This is a genomic window from Cellulomonas gilvus ATCC 13127 (assembly GCF_000218545.1).
Taxonomy (GTDB): domain Bacteria; phylum Actinomycetota; class Actinomycetes; order Actinomycetales; family Cellulomonadaceae; genus Cellulomonas; species Cellulomonas gilvus.
The window spans coordinates 141,021-158,813 of the sequence record NC_015671.1; the positions used below are offsets into that span (position 1 = coordinate 141,021).

19 protein-coding genes are annotated in these 17,793 nt (G+C 69.9%); 9 read left to right on the plus strand and 10 right to left on the minus strand.

The features are described from left to right. Positions 1 to 42: 42 nt before the first annotated feature. A complete protein-coding gene (locus CELGI_RS00605; protein WP_041574031.1) occupies positions 43 to 1,032 on the plus strand; it encodes a siderophore-interacting protein in 990 nt (329 codons plus the stop codon). A 249-nt stretch (positions 1,033 to 1,281) separates the two neighbouring features. Here CELGI_RS00605 and CELGI_RS00610 read toward each other — a convergent pair whose 3' ends face one another. The 3 genes from CELGI_RS00610 to CELGI_RS00615 form a co-directional block, all read right to left on the minus strand. Next, positions 1,282 to 2,607 carry a type II restriction endonuclease gene (locus CELGI_RS00610; protein WP_211206543.1) on the minus strand — a complete coding sequence of 442 codons (1,326 nt, stop codon included), beginning with the start codon at positions 2,605 to 2,607 and terminating at the stop codon, positions 1,282 to 1,284. A gap of 77 nt (positions 2,608 to 2,684) precedes the next feature. Continuing rightward, complete coding sequence (locus tag CELGI_RS17005) at positions 2,685 to 2,846, minus strand: hypothetical protein (RefSeq protein WP_245528131.1); 162 nt, start codon at positions 2,844 to 2,846, stop codon at positions 2,685 to 2,687. A gap of 253 nt (positions 2,847 to 3,099) precedes the next feature. Next, positions 3,100 to 3,504, minus strand: coding sequence for a M15 family metallopeptidase (locus CELGI_RS00615; protein WP_049785489.1), 405 nt, complete (start codon positions 3,502 to 3,504; stop codon positions 3,100 to 3,102). A gap of 82 nt (positions 3,505 to 3,586) precedes the next feature. Here CELGI_RS00615 and CELGI_RS00625 point away from each other — a divergent pair. After that, positions 3,587 to 4,746, plus strand: a protein-coding gene (locus tag CELGI_RS00625; RefSeq protein WP_169315122.1) for an IS3 family transposase whose coding sequence is annotated in 2 segments (ribosomal slippage) — positions 3,587 to 3,865 and positions 3,868 to 4,746 — 1,158 coding nt in all. Because the reading frame shifts where the segments join, the coding sequence is not laid out codon by codon here. A gap of 706 nt (positions 4,747 to 5,452) precedes the next feature. On the opposite strand, the gene CELGI_RS00630 is transcribed toward CELGI_RS00625, so the two are convergent. The 5 genes from CELGI_RS00630 to CELGI_RS00650 all read right to left on the minus strand — a co-directional run bounded on the left by CELGI_RS00630 (position 5,453) and on the right by CELGI_RS00650 (position 10,045). Beyond that, positions 5,453 to 5,860: a hypothetical protein gene (locus CELGI_RS00630; protein ID WP_013882187.1), complete on the minus strand. Its 408-nt coding sequence runs from the start codon at positions 5,858 to 5,860 to the stop codon at positions 5,453 to 5,455. Positions 5,861 to 5,967: 107 nt separating this feature from the next. Next, entirely contained in the window at positions 5,968 to 6,240 is a 273-nt protein-coding gene (locus CELGI_RS17240) for a DUF2752 domain-containing protein (protein ID WP_013882188.1), read from the minus strand. Positions 6,241 to 6,558: 318 nt separating this feature from the next. Then, positions 6,559 to 9,354, minus strand: a complete 2,796-nt coding sequence (locus tag CELGI_RS00640; protein ID WP_013882189.1) for a heavy metal translocating P-type ATPase — start codon at positions 9,352 to 9,354, stop codon at positions 6,559 to 6,561. Between the two features lie 170 nt (positions 9,355 to 9,524). Beyond that, positions 9,525 to 9,827, minus strand: a complete 303-nt coding sequence (locus tag CELGI_RS00645) for a DUF2933 domain-containing protein (RefSeq protein ID WP_013882190.1) — start codon at positions 9,825 to 9,827, stop codon at positions 9,525 to 9,527. Beyond that, positions 9,824 to 10,045, minus strand: a complete 222-nt coding sequence (locus tag CELGI_RS00650; RefSeq protein ID WP_150104621.1) for a hypothetical protein — start codon at positions 10,043 to 10,045, stop codon at positions 9,824 to 9,826. Before CELGI_RS00650 ends, CELGI_RS00645 begins: the two co-directional genes overlap by 4 nt. A gap of 567 nt (positions 10,046 to 10,612) precedes the next feature. On the opposite strand from CELGI_RS00650, the gene CELGI_RS00655 reads away from it, so the two are divergent. From CELGI_RS00655 to CELGI_RS00670, 4 genes are all read left to right on the plus strand, one after another. Then, positions 10,613 to 10,954 (plus strand): hypothetical protein, encoded by a 342-nt coding sequence (locus CELGI_RS00655; protein WP_041574032.1) that lies wholly within the window; start codon positions 10,613 to 10,615, stop codon positions 10,952 to 10,954. A gap of 93 nt (positions 10,955 to 11,047) precedes the next feature. Further along, positions 11,048 to 11,626: an ABC transporter permease gene (locus tag CELGI_RS16185; protein ID WP_169315123.1), complete on the plus strand. Its 579-nt coding sequence runs from the start codon at positions 11,048 to 11,050 to the stop codon at positions 11,624 to 11,626. Continuing rightward, the gene (locus CELGI_RS00665) at positions 11,623 to 12,786 is read left to right on the plus strand and encodes an ABC transporter permease (protein WP_013882193.1); all 1,164 of its coding nucleotides are present in this window, start codon (positions 11,623 to 11,625) and stop codon (positions 12,784 to 12,786) included. The genes CELGI_RS16185 and CELGI_RS00665 overlap by 4 nt, the downstream gene beginning before the upstream one ends. Further along, positions 12,726 to 13,742 (plus strand): ATP-binding cassette domain-containing protein, encoded by a 1,017-nt coding sequence (locus CELGI_RS00670; protein WP_211206544.1) that lies wholly within the window; start codon positions 12,726 to 12,728, stop codon positions 13,740 to 13,742. Before CELGI_RS00665 ends, CELGI_RS00670 begins: the two co-directional genes overlap by 61 nt. Before the next feature lie 22 nt (positions 13,743 to 13,764). Here the strand turns inward: CELGI_RS00670 and CELGI_RS00675 are convergent, their stop codons facing one another. Next, positions 13,765 to 14,814 (minus strand): HAMP domain-containing sensor histidine kinase, encoded by a 1,050-nt coding sequence (locus CELGI_RS00675; protein WP_245528133.1) that lies wholly within the window; start codon positions 14,812 to 14,814, stop codon positions 13,765 to 13,767. 50 nt (positions 14,815 to 14,864) lie between these two features. Further along, entirely contained in the window at positions 14,865 to 15,584 is a 720-nt protein-coding gene (locus CELGI_RS00680) for a response regulator transcription factor (protein WP_041574035.1), read from the minus strand. A 182-nt stretch (positions 15,585 to 15,766) separates the two neighbouring features. Between CELGI_RS00680 and CELGI_RS00685 the strand changes: the two genes are divergently transcribed. From CELGI_RS00685 to CELGI_RS00695, 3 genes are read left to right on the plus strand one after another with little or no spacing between them, the layout of a single operon-like run. Next, positions 15,767 to 16,081, plus strand: a complete 315-nt coding sequence (locus tag CELGI_RS00685) for a glutaredoxin (protein ID WP_013882197.1) — start codon at positions 15,767 to 15,769, stop codon at positions 16,079 to 16,081. After that, positions 16,074 to 17,093: a cytochrome c biogenesis CcdA family protein gene (locus CELGI_RS00690; RefSeq protein ID WP_013882198.1), complete on the plus strand. Its 1,020-nt coding sequence runs from the start codon at positions 16,074 to 16,076 to the stop codon at positions 17,091 to 17,093. Before CELGI_RS00685 ends, CELGI_RS00690 begins: the two co-directional genes overlap by 8 nt. Next, on the plus strand, positions 17,093 to 17,719 hold the full coding sequence (locus CELGI_RS00695) for a peroxiredoxin family protein (protein WP_013882199.1): 627 nt from the start codon (positions 17,093 to 17,095) through the stop codon (positions 17,717 to 17,719). The genes CELGI_RS00690 and CELGI_RS00695 overlap by 1 nt, the downstream gene beginning before the upstream one ends. The last annotated feature ends 74 nt before the right edge of the window (positions 17,720 to 17,793 follow it).

The window sequence follows — 17,793 nt, forward strand, 5'->3', positions numbered from 1 at the left end:
CGCCTCTTGATGAGGTAAGCCTTGCCTGCCTACAGTGCTCCGGTGACCGCGACCCAGACCGAGCCGCAGCCGTCCTCGACCGCCACCAGCACCGAGCAGAGCCAGGCGCCCGCCGCGCAGCCGTTCCGCGCCTTCGCGGTCACGGTCGCCGCCATCCAGCGCGTGTGCCCGAGCGTGCTGCGCGTGACGTTCACGGGTGAGGACCTGGACCGGTTCGCCGACAACGGGTTCGACCAGCGCATCAAGTTCTTCCTGCCGCTCGAGTGCGGCTACGGCGAGCTGCTGGACCTCACCGCGAGCGGCGACTGGTACGGCCGTTGGCGGGAGCTGCCCGACGAGCGCCGGCACCCGATCCGCACCTACACCGCCCGCACCGTGCGCCCGCACGCCCGGGAGCTGGACGTGGACATCGTCCTGCACGGCGACCACGGGCCCGCGTCCCGGTGGGCGCTGCAGGCCCGCCCCGGCTCCGAGCTGGTCATCCTGGGCCCGAACGCCGACGCCGTGGGCCCGCACGGCGGCGTCGACTTCGTCCCCCCGCTGCGCACCGACCAGTTCCTGCTGGCCGGCGACGAGACCGCGCTGCCCGCGATCGCCGCGATCCTCGAGCGCATGCCCGCCGACGCGTGCGGCGAGGCCCTCATCGAGATGCCGCACCCCGAGGACCGCATGGACCTGGGCGCACCCGCGGGCGTGACCGTCCACTGGCTCGGCCGCGACGGCGCCCCCCACGGCTCCCTCCTGGACCCGGCGGTGCGCGCTGCTGCGGCACGCGTCCTGCCCCGCGGTGACGGCGGCGAGCTCGTGGACGTTCCCTGGACCCACGCCTCCGACGACGACGTGTGGGAGGTGCCCGTGGACTACAGCACCTACAGCGCGCTGCGCGAGACCGCGCCCGTCTACGCCTGGCTCGCCGGGGAGTCCGGCGTGATCCGCGGGCTGCGGCGTCACCTGGTCACCGAGCTCGGCATCGACCGCAAGTCCGTCGCCTTCATGGGCTACTGGCGCCAGGGCCGCTCCGAAGCCAACTGAACCGTGTTGCTGACGCCCTGTGCGGATGCTCCAAATCGCACCTTGTGACAACGCGTGACGAAGTGACCGCCCCACGCTCGGTGGTTGACAGGTGGATCGGCCGAGGTCTCGGTATGTGAGATGTCGCCGATCCGCGTGCCCGCGACGTCAGTGCGTCACGCGCGTTGGAAGCCGCGGGTCCTGCAGCGGCAGGATCCCGAGCATGAGGCACGCCGAACCCGAACCATGGCGCGCCGCCGCCGCGGCCAGTCAGCTCAGGTCGCGGGCCAGCCGCTGGATCGGGTGCAGCCCGGCGCCGAACCTGGCGATGGCTTCACGGTTGGCAGCAAGTTCGCCGTACGGCAGGTAACGCAGGTGAAGATCGGCAACCGGGCTGAAGGCCGGTCTCCTGAGCTGGGCGCGCACCTCGTGCTCGCGCTCGTCGGGTGCCACCAGGTACAGCCCTGTGACCACGCGCCCGTCACCGGACAGTGCGAGGTCGAGCATGCGGACGATGCCCGAGTAGATGGACGTCGTGTGCTCGACCTCGAACGCCGCCACCACCGAGCCTTCGCCGTCGAGCCACAGCGCGTCGATGAGCCGGATAGCGTCGCCCGCCGGGCCGGCCACGAGGGCATCGGGCAGTGCTGCCAGACACCCGTCGGCCAGCCGGCCGCCGGCGTAGGGCCGGCTCCGGTCGTTGCTCGCGATCCACACGTCGAACCCCAACGCATGCCCGAGGTCACGCAGCCACCCCTGCACCTCGGTGTGGGTGGTGTCCTGCCGGGTCGCTGCGGTGAGCGCGGAGTCCTCGCTGAGTGAGCCGACGCGCTGCAGCTGCTCGCGCCACGCGGTCAGCGCTGCGGTGGCGTCCTGCCCGGGGAGCGGTGGGGCGGTGATGCGGCCAGCGCCGATGTCGAAGAGCAACCCAGCGACCGCCCCGAGGTCGTTGGACAAGAGGTCGCGCAGCTGCTCGTTGAGCTCGAGGATCCCCGCCCTCATGGCGAGGAAGTCGTCCCAACGTCCGAGCCGGACGCGCGCTCCGGTTAGCGCGTTGTAGCCGCGGACGATCGCCGTGTTGAACGGTGGGACGATCGTGGGGTGCAGGAAGTACAGCAGGTTCGCCGCTGCGGGACCCAGGCCGCGGATTCCCCGGCCTGCGAAGGCACCGATCGCGGCTAGGACCTGCGCCTCGGTGGTGCAGCATCGGCAGGTCTCGAGGAGGCGACCGAAGGCGAGCTGGTTGTCACGGTCCTCGTAGATGTCGGGGATGCGGAGCTTCGGCTTCCAGTGGAACGGATGATCGGCCCCCTTGAACAGCTGCCGCTGCTCCGCGATGCCGCGAACGACCGTCTCGAGTGACGACTCCTTGTAGGAGTTCCCGAACGTGCCCGCCTCGATGTCTGCGCTGACCCGCTCGATGCCGCGGCGGAGCGACCGGAAGTTCTTGACTCGCTCCGGCCACAGGAACCAGGTCCGGTAGGTGCTGCCCGGATCCTCTCGCCACGCCGTGACGAGGTCCCGCGTCGCGGCCCAGTCGAGGGACAGTGTCGTAGCGGTCATGGCGGCGTCACTGGACCGGCTCATGCCGGCCATTATCCGAGTGCAGGCGATCCTCAGAAGGGGACCAACGAACTGAGTCGGCGGACGGCGGTCGGGCTCCGTGTTCCGCCTCATCTGCGCCCGAGGGCCGTGGCCAGCATCTCTTCGCGCGGCACGACCTTGATCCGCTCACGACTGTGCGGCTCGCCGAGCTGCTGCTCGTGCGCGTCGAGCAACTCCCGGCCGGACCAGTCGACGACTTCGACGCCGCGCTGCTCGAGGAAGTCCAGCACCGCCTGCGGGTCGCGCTCGGTCGTTCGGCACCGGACGCTTGACCCCGACCCACTTCCGGACGAAGTCCGAAATGGCCCCGAACGGGCAGACGGCGACGAGGACACACCGTGACGGCATCTGTCCAGCGCGAGAGCCCGATGCCCGAGTTGAGAGCCCTGGGCCGTGTCGGCGACTTCGCGTCTTTCCAGCGTTCAGCCGAGACGGCGGCGCCCGGCACGTCGTGATGCTGGACATAGACCTGCTGGCCAATGGTCAGGACGTGCCAGCTTCTTTCATCGCCTCGACAGCGCTCTTGTACTCCCAGTGCCACGGTTCGTAGTAGCCCGAACCGCCCTTGCGGGCCCACTCAGGGTTCTCCCACCCGAAGGTGGCGGCATTCGCCCACAGCCAGTCGCCACGTTCTCCCGCATAGGTTTCACTGCAGAAGTCGACGGCCAAGCCCCAACCGTGGTTCGACAGCCCTGCAGGAGCCGCGATTCCGCCCTTCTTTCTGCGGAGCGCAGCCTGTTCCTCGTACGAGCGGTACCCGGACGACAGGCACATGGGCTCGCCGAACCGTGCGACATAGAGGGCGTTCAGGGAGAACAGCGACTCGGCCGCGTCAGCTCTGTCTCGGTACGGCCGCTGCCACAGGTCACACAGCTCAGAATCGGGCACCCGTCCGTTCGTGCGGGTCTGCCGCACGAGTAGGTGACACCCACGTGTGGTGCCGGGAGGCGCCGCTGGAAGGATGTGCACCGTGCCCAGGCCCTATCCCAAGGAGTTCCGCGAGGACGTCGTGGCCGTGGCTCGCCGCGGGGACGCTCCGATCAAGCAGATCGCGGCGGACTTCGGCATCGCCGAGTCGTGTCTGCGGAACTGGCTGCGTGATGCCGACGTCGCGGACGGCAACCGCCCCGGGGTGACTCGGACCGAGTCGGCCGAGCTGCGAGAGGCGAACCGGCGTATCCGTCTGCTGGAGCAGGAGAACGAGGTCCTGCGCCGCGCGGCCGCGTATCTGTCCCAGGCGCATCTGCCGGGAAAAGGCTCTACCCGCTCGTGAGTGAGCTCGCCGCCGACGGGGTGCCCGTCGCGGTGACGTGCCGGGTTCTTAAGCTCGCAAGGCAGCCCTACTACCGGTGGCTCGCTGAGCCCGTCGGCGCGCGGGAGGTCGCCCGGGCGCACCTCGCTAACGCGTTGTTCGACGCCCACCGTGACGACCCGGAGTTCGGGCACCGGCTCCTGGCCGACGAGGCCGCCCGCGCCGGACTGATCGCCTGCGACCGCACGGTCTGGCGGATCTGTCGGGACAACCAGTGGTGGTCGGTGTTCGGCAAGAAGCGCTCGAAGAACGGGAAGAAGGCCGCTCCGCCGGCCCATGAGGACCTCGTGCTGCGGGTGTTCACCGCCGATGCGCCGAACAGGTTGTGGCTCTGGGACATCACCGAGCACCCGACCGCCGAGGGCAAGGTCTACCTCTGCGCGATCAAGGACGTGTTCTCCAACCGGATCGTCGGATACTCGATCAGCGACCGCATGACGTCCCAGATCGCAGTAGACGCTCTGGTCAGCGCGGTGCAGCGGCGCGGGGATGTCGCCGGCTGCGTGGTCCACAGCGATCGTGGCAGCCAGTTCCGAAGCAGGAAGGTGGCCCGTGTCCTGGCCCGCCACGACCTCGCTGGGTCGATGGGGCAGGTCGCCTCCGCCGGGGACAACGCCGCTATGGAGAGCTTCTTCTCGCTGCTGCAGAAGAACGTCCTGGACCGCCGCCGCTGGGCCACCCGTGACGAGCTGCGCCTGGCGATCATCACCTGGATCGAACGGACCTACCACCGCCGCAGACGCCAGGTCCGCCTCGGCCGCCTGACCCCCATCGAGTACGAGACGATCATGACCACTCAGGTCGCACTCGCCGCCTGAGTTTCGCTGTCACCTACTCGTGCAGCAGACCCTGCCGGGGTTCGTGACGACTCCGTCGCAGTCGGGCGTGGCGTCTGCCTGGCTCTCTAGCCGACTTGCCGACCGCGACGCCTGTTCTTGTCGAACCACCCGTTCAGCGGCACCTGGCGCGACCAGTGATGGTGGAGGGGTCAGGTCAGTCGCCGTGGCAGTCAGCGCCTCGACGGTCGACGGGCCAGCGTCCGCCGTCGAAGCGGGTGTGGATGCGGGACTCCGGTCAACGAGCGCGAACGCGGTCGTCGCGAGGACCATCGCGATTAGCGTTGTGATCCGAACGGGCCACACACGGAGTCGGTAGCGGGCGCTGTTGCCCGAAGCATTCCGGCGGACTCGACGGCCAGTTTGTCGGCGCGGCGGAGATACCTCTGCGGCGTGACGTCCCATGTTCTCTCTCCGGTGAGCGCCCGCGGCGCGGTGGCGCGACCAAGTGGCGATGGCGGCTCGGTACCCGGTCAGTCCCTTCTGCTCGAGCCGCGCGTCAGCTCATGTCGTGCTTGACGGCGCGTGGGATCGATGCGCTGGTGAACACACCGCAGCCTCCGGACGCGGTGAGGAGTCCGGCGGCCTGCCGTCAGCCTGACGTAGCGACGATCAACGTCTGACGCCGGAACAATGAAGGCTCGCTTGACTTCGGGCGCCTGGCGGCGGGGCTGCTCGGTACCGCGTCTCAGTGGTGCTGGTCATGGTCGGCGGGGGCGCTCGGCGTCACCTCGGACGGGACCCCGTCGCCGCTGATCATCGGGCCGATCACGGTCGTCGAGACGACGAAGGCTGCCGCGAAGGCGAGCAGCGCCAGCCCGGGCGCCCACCAGGTTCTCGAACGTCGGCGCAACCGAACGAGCATCGGAAGGGCAGCGATGAGCCCTACGAGTCCGAACAGTGCCTGCCCGCCGACACCGGCGACGAGGGCGGTGCCGACGAGCGGACCGATGTGGTGCAACACGTGCGGCGCGAGGCCGACGACCGTGCCTGTCGCCGCGGTAACGGCGGACCCGACTGTCCTCAGCGGTCGGCGTCGCGCGGCCACGACGTGACCGCCGGCGACTGTGAGCTCGGGTGCATGCTGCACTGTCATGACGACATCGTGCGCGTTGGGCTGTTGCTGTCTGATCGAGGCCGGATGAAGATCCCGCGAAGCGGACGGCTGGGGCGCGTCGTGGTGGCGCTCGTCGACGCGCCCAGTTAGAGCAACAGGTCGACGAGGAACTGCTGGCGGACGCCGAGGGCGAAAGCGGCGAGGACGCCAAGCGCGCATGCGAACCGGGTCGTTCGACTGGAGACCACGAGATCGACGACGAGCCAACGGTGGGCTGCGAACCCAAGCGTTGCGCGGAGTGCCATGGCCGCCACCCCGATGACGGCAAGCGGCCCCAGGGGGTTGTAGAACCACGCCTTCGACCACTGACCGGTCACCGTGAAGTAGGCCGCACGCGTTCCCCCGCACAGGGGATCCATGATTCCGAGACGGTGCAAGGGCCCGTGCAGATCCACTGGTGGAAGCCCCCAGAGCGCGAGCGCCCCTGCGGCCACTGCCCCCATGACTGCGAGCCATGTCAGGTGGGGGTACGGGTCTGTTCCAACCCACCTGAGGGGTGCTCGCCGCTGTCTTGTGCGCCGCGCGAGTGGCCGACGGTCCGGGTCATCGTTGCCGTCCGCCCGGCCCGACGTCCATCGTCGACGTCCCTGCCCGGCGCGCACCGGAACGCGCCGGGCAGGTGGACCGTCGTCTCCAGGCACCTGCGTCATGTCGTCCTCGACGCGCGGCTCGCGCGGTCAGTGCGTGGTAGCTGGGTGCCCGTACCGGTGAGGGTCGGCGTCGAAGGCGGCGGCGCAGCCGGGGCTGCAGAAGTAGAACGTGACGCCGTCGTGCTCCCTCGTGGCAGCCGCACTGCTCGGGTCGACGCTCATGCCACAGACCGGGTCGATCGACGCCGAGGACGAGTGCTGGTGGTGCTGGTGGTGGGACATGGTGTTCTCCGCTTCTTCGTGGTCGTGTCCGAGCTCGACCACCGGTTCGGTGGTCCGTACGAGGGGAGCCACCGACGTCGTCGAGGCCGTGGGGGTGAAGCGACGCAGCCGGTTGGCGTTGGCGACCACCGACAGCGACGACAGCGCCATCGCGAGGGCCGCGAGCATCGGGCTGAGCAACAGCCCGAACGCGGGGTACAGCACGCCGGCGGCGATCGGGATGCCGATCGCGTTGTACCCGAACGCGAAGACGAGGTTCTGGCGGATGTTGCGCATCGTCGCCCGCGACAGGTCGATCGCGGTCACCAGGCCGCCGAGGTTCCCCGAGATCAAAGTGATGTCGGAGGACTCGATGGCGACGTCTGTGCCGGTGCCGATCGCCGAACCTACGTCTGCCTGTGCCAGGGCGGGTGCGTCGTTGATGCCGTCGCCGACCATTCCGACGACCCGGCCCTCGGCCTGCAGTCGTCTGACCTCGCGGGCCTTGTGCTCCGGCATCACTTCCGCGACAACTCTGGCGATTCCGACCTGCCGGGCGATCGAGCGGGCAGTCTCGCGGTTGTCGCCGGTCATCATGACGACGTCGATGCCGCGGGCCGTCAGGTCTGCGACGGCGGCGGCAGATCCGTCCTTGAGCGTGTCAGCCACGCCGATCACGCCCGCGGCTCGGCCGTTGACGGCGACGAGCATCGGTGTCTTGCCGTCCGCGGCCAGCCGGTCCAGGTCCCCAGTGAGCTGCGCGGGGTCGGCACCGTGTTCCGTGAGCAGCCGCACGTTGCCGACCACGACCTGCGTTCCTTCGACGCGCGCCAGCACGCCCTGGCCGGTGACCGACTCGAACGCCGATGCGGTCGGCACCTGCAGGCCGCGTTCTGTCGCGCCGGTGACGATCGCGAGGGCGAGTGGGTGCTCCGAGTCGCGTTCGGCCGCGGCGACCAGCGTCAGCAGCTCGTCGGCGACGAACCCGGGAGCGGGCAGCACGTCGGTGAGGGCCGGCCGGCCCTGCGTGATCGTGCCGGTCTTGTCCAGCACGACGGTGTCGAGCCGATGTGCGGTCTCGAGCGCCTCCGCTGAGCGGATCAGGACGCCCGCGGTCGCGCCCTTCCCGGTTCCGACTGTGATCGACAGCGGGGTCGCCAGGCCCAAGGCGCACGGGCACGCGATGATCAGGACGGAAACTGCGGCCACCAGGGCATACACACCTGCGGGCGGCGGGCCGACGAGCCACCAGACGACGAACGTCCATACCGCGATCGCGATCACGGCCGGCACGAAGTAGCTGGACACCTTGTCCGCGAGTCTCTGGATAGGCGCCTTGGAGCCCTGAGCCTCGCGGACGAGGGCGATGATCTGGGCGAGCATCGTGTCCGCGCCGACCTTGGTCGCGGCGTAGCGGAACGAGCCGGTCTGGTTGATCGTCGCGCCGATGACCGTGTCGCCGAGCCGCTTGACGACGGGGATCGGCTCGCCGGTGACCATCGACTCGTCCACGAGGGACGCGCCCGCGATCACCTGTCCGTCGACCGGGAGCTTCTCGCCTGGTCGGATCACTACGGTGTCGCCGACGACGACCGTGTCCACATCGACGTCGACCTCAGTCCCGCCACGCACGACGCGAGCTGTTCGTGGCTGCAGGCCGATCAGGGCTCGGATCGCCTCACCGGTGCCGGCCTTGGCCTTCGTCTCGAGCAACCGTCCCAGGAGGATCAGGGTCAGGATGACGCCGACGGCCTCGTAGTACACCTCGCGGTGGTCGGCGGGCAGCAGACCGGGTGCGACGGTGGCGACGAGACTGAACCCGAATGCGGCGAGCGTCCCGAGTGTGATCAGCGAGTTCATCTCAGCGGTTCGGTGCGACAGCGCCAGCCAGCCGGTGCGATGGATCGGCCAGCCCGTGTAGACCATCACGGGTGTGATGAGCAGCAGCTGGAACCAGGGTTCCAGCAGCAGCGCCGGTACCCAGGTGGCGGCGAGCAGCGTCTCGGCCATCACTGCGACGAGCACCGGGAGTGTGAGGACGGCGCCGACGATCACCCTGCGGCGCAGGTCGACGATCTCGGCGGAGCGTTCTGCGGCCTCCACGTCGGCTGCCGCGCCTGCGGCTTGTGTGGCGGGCGCCGCAGGTCTTGAGGCTCCAGGGCTCCTGTCGTTGCGGTGGGAGTCGTGGATCCGCGAGGACGTCGACGTACCGCCGTCGGCGTCCTGGTCGCCTGCGAGTGAGCCGCGTCCACGTGCAGACGGGACGACCTTGAGCGTGCCGTGCAGCATGTTCATCCCGCAGGCGAACCCGAACTCCCCGGCCTGCCGCGGGGTGAAGTCCACGGCTGTGGTCGCGTATGCCGGCAGGGTCTGGTTCACCTTGAAGTCGGGGAACACCACGCGCGAGGAGCAGTCGCCGGCCTCTTGGCGGTCGAAGAGCAGCCGCACGGGCATGCCTTGTTCTACCTCGATGACGTTCGGGCTGTACCCGCCCTTGACTGCGACGGTGAGCACCTGCACGCCGTTCTCGACGCCGGCGCGAGCCGATGCGCGAGGTCCGAAGAAGTACCAGCCCAGTGCCGCCGTCAGTGTGACCGCGACTGCTACGACCAAAGCGTCCATGGCGCTCAGACCTCCCACTCCATCGTCTGCCGATAGCTGCCGTCGGGCGGTGCCGCAGTGGCCCGGTGATCCGCAGCCTCAGTTGGTCCAACCGGATACCCCCTAGGGGTATTCCGACGACCGACGGGCGCCCCCGGGGATCGTGCCGGGCATCCGTCAGCCGGAAGGCGTCAGTCGATGCGTTCGTGGTTGTCGCGGGTCAACGGCGCGCTGGGCCCCGACGCGGCGACGGCGCCGTTCTCCTGCCCGTGGGGCTCCGTGTCGGGTTTCTGTGTCGGCACGTGAGTCTGGCCGTGCTGATGGCCGCCGCTCTGGGTGTTGCCGCCCATGGCCTTCATCATGAACAGCATGCCGACGGGGCAGGCCAAGGCCACCGCAAGGGGCAGCGCACGGCCGATGTCAACCTGGAAGATCACTAGTGCCGCGAGGACTGCGCCGCCGGCGATGAGCATGTGCTTGAGGTGGTGCTTCATCGAAGTCCTTCCGTCCTGACCTGCGAGCGGTTCTCGAGCAGGTCGTGCAGCCGCTGATAGCTGTCCATGTCGATCTCTCCCGACGCGAGGCGGGCATCGAGGATCGTGAACGCATCGCGGTCTGGCTGCGCGGGAAACAGTCGGCACACCGTCCAGATCGCCAGTCCGACGACGGCGGCCCAGCCCGCGATCATCACGACCCAGCTCGCGCCGCTCATTGAGCTGCACCACAGACCCATTGCACGACCTCCTCGCCTCGGGTTGGCGGCATCGGGCCGCCTGAAACCACGTTCGGTCACGCGAGTCAACTTCCGGGTCGCGAACGATGAAGCCTCTCTGAAGATCGGCAGCATGCGACACGGACGACGAGTTGCGGAGCCCGTCGGGTGCGCGCGACCCCGCCGGTCCACCGGCCGTCGAGGTGCCGGCGACAAGAGAGGCAATCTCCATCGGATCTTCATCGCGGCACGAACGACATCGGCACGTGCCGTCGATATCCTGGTGATACCCCCTGGGGGTATCGGGCGGGATGTCCGGACGTTGCCCGGCGATGACCGCCCTCGTCGACGGAGGGAGCCCGCGATGTCCGTCCCGCTGACGGGTCCGGTTGCCCCCGCCCGCTTCCGGCGCGATCGAGCCGAGCGGGGCGCGCGCGCCCGGCCGACGTCCCGGGTGCGCACCCATGGCCGGAGAGGATCAGGTGTCCCGGTCGCCGGCCGGTTCCTCACGGCGCGTCCGGCGCGCACCGCGGCGGGGGCCGCGGGCATCGGTCTCGCCTTGAGCTGATGCTGCTGCTGGCCGGCCTCTGGGCGGGCGTCCAGCAGGCTGTGACCACCTACGAGGACCACCTCGCCGTCGACCTGGTCGTGCTGCCCACCGGCAGCCGCCACCTGTTCGCCGATCCAGGTCTGCTCCCGGCTACGACGGTCGACGCTGTCGCGCGGACACCCGGCGTCGCACAGACCGCACCCCTGCGCACCCTCTACGAAATCCTCGAGCTGCCGCATGGGAAGGCCGCCGTCGCGGCGGTCGCGTACGACCCCGCCAGCCGCCTCGGTGGTCCGTGGGACCTCGCTGGCGGCCGCAGCCCCGCGACGGGTGACGAGATCGCGGTCGACGCCGTCTGAGCCGCGCAGCACGACGTCGCGATCGGCGACCGGCTGCCGGTCCTCGGACACCCGATGCGTGTGGTCGGACTGACAGACGACACGGACTTGTTCATGACGCCACTGGTCTTCACCACCATGACCGGGATGGATCAGATGCTGCGGGCCACCGGTACCACGGGCGCGGTGCTCGTGACCACAGCAGACCCCCAGGGTGTGGCAGCACGGCTCGAGGACGCCGGCTACACCGTCCGCAGTCCGGCCCAGCTGCACGAGACGTCGCTGCGGCTCGCCACTGACATCTACGGGCCTCCCATGCGGCTCATGGTCGGGGTCGCCTTCGCGGCCGGCACCCTCGTCGTGGCGCTCGTGGCCTACACCCGGATCAACGAGCAGCAGCGCGACCTCGGAGTCCTCAAGGCGCTCGGAGCGACGCCGGGACGTCTGCGCAGGGTCGCCGTCGCGGAGACCATGGCACTGACAGCGTTGGGCACCTTGGCAGCGATCGTCCTGCTGGTCGTCGCCCGCGAGCTCCTTGCGTGGTGGCGGCCCTCGTTCCCGGTCCTGCTGACCACAGGCACGATCACGCGAACCGCATCGGCGGCCGTTGGGATGGCACTGCTTGCCGCGTGGCTGCCGGCTCGCCGTCTCGGCCGGCTCGACGCTGCATCCGCGTTCCGGAGCGGACGATGACCACGGACACGGTGCGCCGACCCCGCGCCACGCATCAGGCCAACCCGACACGGGCCGTGCCGCTGGGACGTCGCTTCCTGTTTGCCGACCGGCGCCGTGCCGCATTGACCGTCCTCGGCGTTGCGGCCTCGCTGCTCCTGGTCCTCCTCCTCGACGGCATCTTCGCCGGGGCTGTGGACCGGGTCACCTACTACATCCGGACCTCGCCGGCAGACGTCTTCGTCGCCCAGTCCGGGGTGCGCACGATGCACATGTCCGCATCCGCACTCCCGGCCGACACCCCCGACCGCGTCGCCGACGTGCCTGGTGTCGCCTGGGCCGCGCCGATCGCGTTCGCCTCCGGCACGATCGCCGGGCCACGAGGGCGAGAGCTCTCGTACCTGATCGGTTACGACACCGGCACCGGCCGGGGAGGACCCGCTCGCCTTGTCGACGGGCGGGCGCCGGGCGCCGGCGAAGCCGTCATGGACGAGCAGGCCTCGGATCGGCTCGGCGTCGGGGTCGGCGACCTGCTCACGGCCATGGGGGCGTCACTGCGCGTCGTCGGGCTCTCGACCGGAGGAAGCAGCATCACGAACACCACCGTGTTCGTCGACCTCGCCGAGTTCCGCCGGATCCGCGGCGACCGTGTGTCCTACGTGCTCGCTGGCCTCGACGCGGGCGTCGATGCGAGCGCCGGGGCACATCGGATCGGGGCCACAGTCGGCGGGGTGACGGTGCAGACCCGGCAGCAGTTCGCTGACTCGGAGGCGCGTGTCGTCCGGGACATGAGCGCCGACCTCCTGCGCCTGATGTCCACCATCGGGCTCGTCATCGCACTGGCCGTGATCGCGCTCGGTCTGATGAGCGCCACACTGAACCGACTCCGCGACTTCGCCGTGCTCAAGGCTCTTGGCGGTCGCACGCCGCACCTTGCCGCTGTCGTGACATTCCAGGTCGTGCTGACAGTCGTCCTTGCCTCGGTCGTCGCCTCTGCGGCAGCGCTGGCGGTGGCATGGCTGGTACTGCTCGCGGAGCCGTCGGTCGAGATCTCGGTCACCGCTTCGGCGGTGACACAGACCACGGCTCGAGCGCTCGTGGTCGGCATGCTCGGTGGCCTGTGGCCGCTTCGCCGTATCGCCGTGCTCGACGCGGCGTCCGCATTCCGGAGGTCACGATGAGAAGAGCAGCAGGCACCTCGTCCACGACCGGCGCGCTCCCCGGCCCGCCTGCGCCGCCTGCCGGTGACTCGCATCCGCGTGCGTCCTCAGAGACGCGGGTGCTCACGGTTCGAGGGCTGTCCATGACCTACGGCTCGGGCGTAGTCGCCGTCGACGCCGTCCGTGCGATCGACCTCGACGTGGAAGCCGGTGAGGTCCTGCTCGTGATGGGTCCGTCCGGGTCGGGGAAGACGACGCTGCTGCTGATGCTCGGCGCCCTGCTCCGACCGACGTCGGGCTCGATCGCCGTCACGATCAGCGACGGCCACAGCGTGGACGTCGCAGCTGCACCCGAGAAGCAGCTCCCGGCGCTGCGGTCTCGCACCTTCGGGTTCGTCTTCCAGGACTACGCCCTCCTCGACGCGCTCACCGCGGCCGAGAACATCGCCGTCGCCGCCAACCTCGCCGGCACGACCGGGGCCAACGCCCACCGGTGCGCCCGCGAGCTGCTCGACCGTGTCGGCCTGACGCACCGGTCGACCGCACGACCGAACCAGATGTCCGGCGGCGAGCAGCAGCGGGTCGCGGTGGCCCGCGCACTGGCCAACGACCCGCCCGTCCTGCTCGCCGACGAGCCGACCGCCAATCTCGACGCGTCCCGCGGCCGCGACCTGGCCCGCCTTCTTCGTAGGCTCGCAGACGAGGATCGCCGCGCCATCGTGATCGTGAGCCACGACGAACGACTCCGCGAGATCGCCGACCGCGTGCTCTGGTTGGAGGACGGCGAGTTCCGCCAGATCGCCGCGATGGTGATCGACCCGGTGTGCCGCATGCAGGTCGAGCCGACAGGCCCAGGTGCGACCTGGAGCGGCGACCAGTGGTCGTTCTGCTCCGACGCATGCCGGCGCGAGTTCCTCACCGAGCCCGAGCGTTTCATCCCTCGCGGATCACCCGGGGCAACGGATCGCGAGCGGTGAAGCTTCGCGGTGAAGTTTGGTCTCAGACGGCAAGGTCGACGACGAACGACGCGCCACGGCCCGGGCCGGCGCTGAGGGCCGATATCGAGCCGTCGTGCGCCTCCACGAGGGCCTTGGCGATCGCCAGGCCGATCCCCGAGCCGCCGTGCCCGCGGTCGCGGGCCGCGTCCGCCCGGTAGAAGCGCTCGAACACGTGCGGCAAGTGCTCGGCGGCGATGCCCTCGCCCGTGTCGGTCACGGTGAACCGCACGCCGACGTCGGTGCGTTGCGCCGCGAGGGAGACAGTCCCGCCCGGCGGGGTGTGGCGGATCGCATTGTCGAGCAGGTTGCCCAGCACCTGCCCGAGCCGGTCGACGTCGACCCAAAGCTCGGGGAGGTCCGGCTCCGGCATCGCGACGAGTTCAAGACCGGCGTCGTCGGCGCGCGTGCGCGCCGCGGCGACCGCGCGTTCGACCAGTGCGTCGGGTGTGATCTCGCGCGGCTCCAGGCGGAGCGCACCGCTCTCGGCCTGGGTGACCGCCGCCAGGTCCGTGGACAACCTGGTCAGCCGGGCGGCTTGTGCGTGCAGCACCTCGACGGTCCGCGGGCCCAGCTCTTCGACGCCATCCTCGATGGCGTCGATGTACGCGGCGATGGTGGCCACCGGCGTGCGCAGCTCGTGCGCCACGTCAGACATCAAACGGCGGCGCAACGCTTCGTCGCGCTCGAGCCGGCCGGCCATGGCGTTGAACGCGTCGGCTAGGTCGTCGAACTCGACCCCGACGTGCGGTTGCTCGAGGCGGATGTCGAACCGGCCGGCGGCGACCTGTCCGGCGGCAGCGGACAGGCTGCCCAAGGACGCGCCGATGCGTCGTGCGAGCACCACGGAGGCGAAGAGCGCGGTGAGCAGCGAAACGGTCAGCGCGACCGCGACGGTGACCGTGCTGGCCGCGGCGAACGCCTTCTCGGCGTGCTCGATCGCGTCGCCTGGCGAGTTCGCGGCCGCTTCCATGTGGTGGTGGAAGAGGCCGGGGCCGACCGCGCCGGCCACGAGCCAGGCCGCCGCCGCAGCCGAGATGAGCACGAGTGCCATCGCGACCATGAGCCGCGCGGCGATGCCACCCCGCGCGGGGCCCTTCTCGCTCACTCGCCGGACCCCATGCGGTACCCGACACCGCGCACGGTGCGCACGAACCGTTGCTGGCTCGCCGTGTCACCGAGCTTGCGACGAACGTGCAGAAGGTGGACGTCCACCAGGTGCTCATCGCCCACATACCCGTCGCCCCACACCGCCGTGATGAGCGCCCGGCGGCTGAACACCCGCTGCGGGGCGGCGGCCAACGCGGACAGCAGGTCGAACTCGGTGCGGGTCAACGGGACCGGCTCGCCGTCGAGGCGCACCTCGCGAGCGTCAGGGCTGATGCTCAACGCCCCCACAGTCATCACGGTGGCTGGAGCGGCGGCTGCCTCGGTATGCAGGCCTCGAGGCCGTCGCAGCAGCGCTGCGATGCGCGCGACAAGCTCGCGGGGCCGGAACGGCTTGGTCACGTAGTCGTCGGCACCGACCGACAGCCCGATCAATGTGTCGACCTCGTCGGCGCGCGCGGTCAGCATGACCACGTACGCGTCGGAGAACGTGCGCACCTGCCGGCACACCTCGACCCCGTCCAGACCCGGCAGCCCGAGGTCGAGAACGATCACGTGGGGGTCGCGTTCCTGCGCCAGGCGCACGCCGGTGGGTCCGTCGAACGCGAGGTCGACCTCGAATCCCTCACGCTCCAGGTAACCCGCGACGAGGCGTGCCAGCGCCTCCTCGTCGTCGACGACAAGGGCGCGCCGTTGCGGCGTGGTGACGGTGTTCATGGCGCCAGTGTCTCCGCACACGGCCCGTCCGGACAGCGCGATCGCGCAGGCCGCACCGGTCTTCATCGTTTCTTGAGCGAACCGATACCGGCAGCCCAGGGGACCGTGCCGAAGATCGTGATGTCAGTTCGGCGCGGGCACGTCCGTGCGCACGCGCCGCAGAAGATGTTCGGAGGTCCCTCGTGCAAGCAACATCCTCGGGCACGGTCGTCATCACCGTCGTGCCCACTCCAGCGTGCCACTTCTGTGAGGACGCCGAGCAGGCACTGACGGCCCTGGCGGACACGTTCGACTTCGAGCTGGACCTGGTGCCCTTCGACAGCGCCCACGGGGCGCGTCTCATCGCCGAGCATCGCCCGGCACTCAACCCGCTCGTCCTGGTCGACGGCGCCTTCTTCAGCGCCGGACGGCTCCCACGCAAGAAGCTCATCAAGCTCCTGACCACGCGAGGCGCAGGTCGGTTCGCGGCCACGGAGGCGGGGGCTCGACGTGGGTAGCGAACTGCTGACCACCGGGAGCGTCATCGCGGCGTTCCTCGCCGGCGGCGTCGCCCTGTTCGCGCCGTGCTGCATCGTCTTCCTCGCCCCGAGCTACCTTGCGGCAGCGGTGAAGAGCCGACGCTGGCGGCTGCTGCCGTTGACGTTCGTCTTCGCTGCGGGCCTTGCACTGGTCATGCTTCCGCTGACCCTGGGGGCCAGCGTCCTCGCCGGAGCGATCGCGAAGTACCACCAGCCGCTGTACATCGCGGGTGGGCTGCTGATGATCGCGCTGGGCGTGTTTGCACTCTCGGGACGGATGTGGTCGCTGCCCTCGTTCGTGCGCGCCCCGGACACCGCCCGCGCGGACACTGGGAGCTTCTTCGCGCTCGGGGTGTTCTCCGGCATCGCCTCCGCCTGTTGCGCGCCCGTTCTCGTCGGCGTGATGACCCTGTCGGCCCTGTCGGCCAACCCCGCAGGTGGGTTCGTCCTCGGTGTCGCCTATGTGTTCGGGATGGTGTTCCCGCTGTTCGTCATGGCCCTGCTGTGGGACAAGGCGCGGCTCAACGAGCGCCAGTTCCTGCGCGCACGACCGGTGCGGCTCCGCGTCGCCGGGCGCGTGATCGCCACGAACACCGTCAATCTGGTCGTAGCCGTGGGCTTCTTCGCCATGGGCATCGCGATCATCGGCCTGGCGAACCAGTCGGACATGTCCCGAGGCACCGCAGCACAGTCCTGGGCCTCCGAGCGCCTGACCGACGCCTTCCTTCGCATCCAGGACTGGGCGGCCCCCGTGCCGGAGGTCGTCCAGGCGCTGCTGCTCTTCCTCGTCGTCGGCGGGCTGGTCGCGGCCACCCTGACCGGACGGCGCCGCGGGGTCGTCGCCGTTCCCCCTGACGTCGACGACCCCGCACCGCGCCCCGACGCTCGACTCGCAGAAGCTCAACCCGAAGCCGTCGAGGGGCACCCGTCCCACACCGACGCCGACGCCACCCCGTCGTGCCACCAGCACCCGGCAGCAAGGACCCACTGATGACCTCCGGATCGGCCACACAGCGCGCCAAGGAACGCCAGGAAGCGCTCGAGAGCGTCCGTGCGGACCAACACGCACAGCAGCAGCGCCGCCGCCTCCTGATTGGGGGCGCGTGGGGCGCGGTCGCCCTACTCGTCGTCGGACTGATCGCCGCGGCCCTGTGGTCCGCGCGACCGCAGACGTCCGACGCCACGCGAGTCGCCCCCGACTTCACGCTGTCCGACTCCGAGGGCGGATCCGTGACCCTGTCCGACCTGCGCGGCGCGCCCGTCCTGCTCTACTTCAACGAGGGCGCCGGCTGCGACGCCTGCATCCAGCAGCAGACCCAGATCGAGGCCGAGCCCGGCTTCGAGCAGGCCGGCATCACCGTCCTGCCGATCGTGATGAACACCGCCGAGCAGATCAACGCCGACCGCGAACGCCTCGGCGCCACGACCCCGTTCCTGCTCGACGACGGCACCGTCTCCGAGGAGTACGGCACCCTCGGTACGGGCATGCACGAAGGCCTTCCCGGCCACGGCTTCGTGCTCATCGACGCCGACGGCAACCAGGTCTGGCAGGGCGACTACCCCTCCATGTGGATCGAACCCTCCGAGCTGCTCGACATCGTGAAGAACGAGCTCTGACACCCCCGAAGGAGCACCAACCATGTCTGACACCTGCTGCCGAAGCACCGGCATCGCCGACCCTGCGCCGGAGA

Excerpts from the sequence above, each read along its gene's own strand:
- CELGI_RS00610 (WP_211206543.1), bottom strand. The coding sequence starts at position 2,607 with ATGGCCGGCATGAGCCGGTCCAGTGACGCCGCCATGACCGCTACGACA.
- CELGI_RS00630 (WP_013882187.1), bottom strand. The coding sequence starts at position 5,860 with ATGACAGTGCAGCATGCACCCGAGCTCACAGTCGCCGGCGGTCACGTC.
- CELGI_RS17240 (WP_013882188.1), bottom strand. The coding sequence starts at position 6,240 with ATGGATCCCCTGTGCGGGGGAACGCGTGCGGCCTACTTCACGGTGACC.
- CELGI_RS00640 (WP_013882189.1), bottom strand. The coding sequence starts at position 9,354 with ATGGACGCTTTGGTCGTAGCAGTCGCGGTCACACTGACGGCGGCACTG.
- CELGI_RS00645 (WP_013882190.1), bottom strand. The coding sequence starts at position 9,827 with ATGAAGCACCACCTCAAGCACATGCTCATCGCCGGCGGCGCAGTCCTC.
- CELGI_RS00650 (WP_150104621.1), bottom strand. The coding sequence starts at position 10,045 with ATGAGCGGCGCGAGCTGGGTCGTGATGATCGCGGGCTGGGCCGCCGTC.
- CELGI_RS00655 (WP_041574032.1), top strand. The coding sequence starts at position 10,613 with ATGCTGCTGCTGGCCGGCCTCTGGGCGGGCGTCCAGCAGGCTGTGACC.
- CELGI_RS16185 (WP_169315123.1), top strand. The coding sequence starts at position 11,048 with ATGACGCCACTGGTCTTCACCACCATGACCGGGATGGATCAGATGCTG.
- CELGI_RS00665 (WP_013882193.1), top strand. The coding sequence starts at position 11,623 with ATGACCACGGACACGGTGCGCCGACCCCGCGCCACGCATCAGGCCAAC.
- CELGI_RS00675 (WP_245528133.1), bottom strand. The coding sequence starts at position 14,814 with ATGGCACTCGTGCTCATCTCGGCTGCGGCGGCGGCCTGGCTCGTGGCC.
- CELGI_RS00680 (WP_041574035.1), bottom strand. The coding sequence starts at position 15,584 with ATGAACACCGTCACCACGCCGCAACGGCGCGCCCTTGTCGTCGACGAC.
- CELGI_RS00695 (WP_013882199.1), top strand. The coding sequence starts at position 17,093 with ATGACCTCCGGATCGGCCACACAGCGCGCCAAGGAACGCCAGGAAGCG.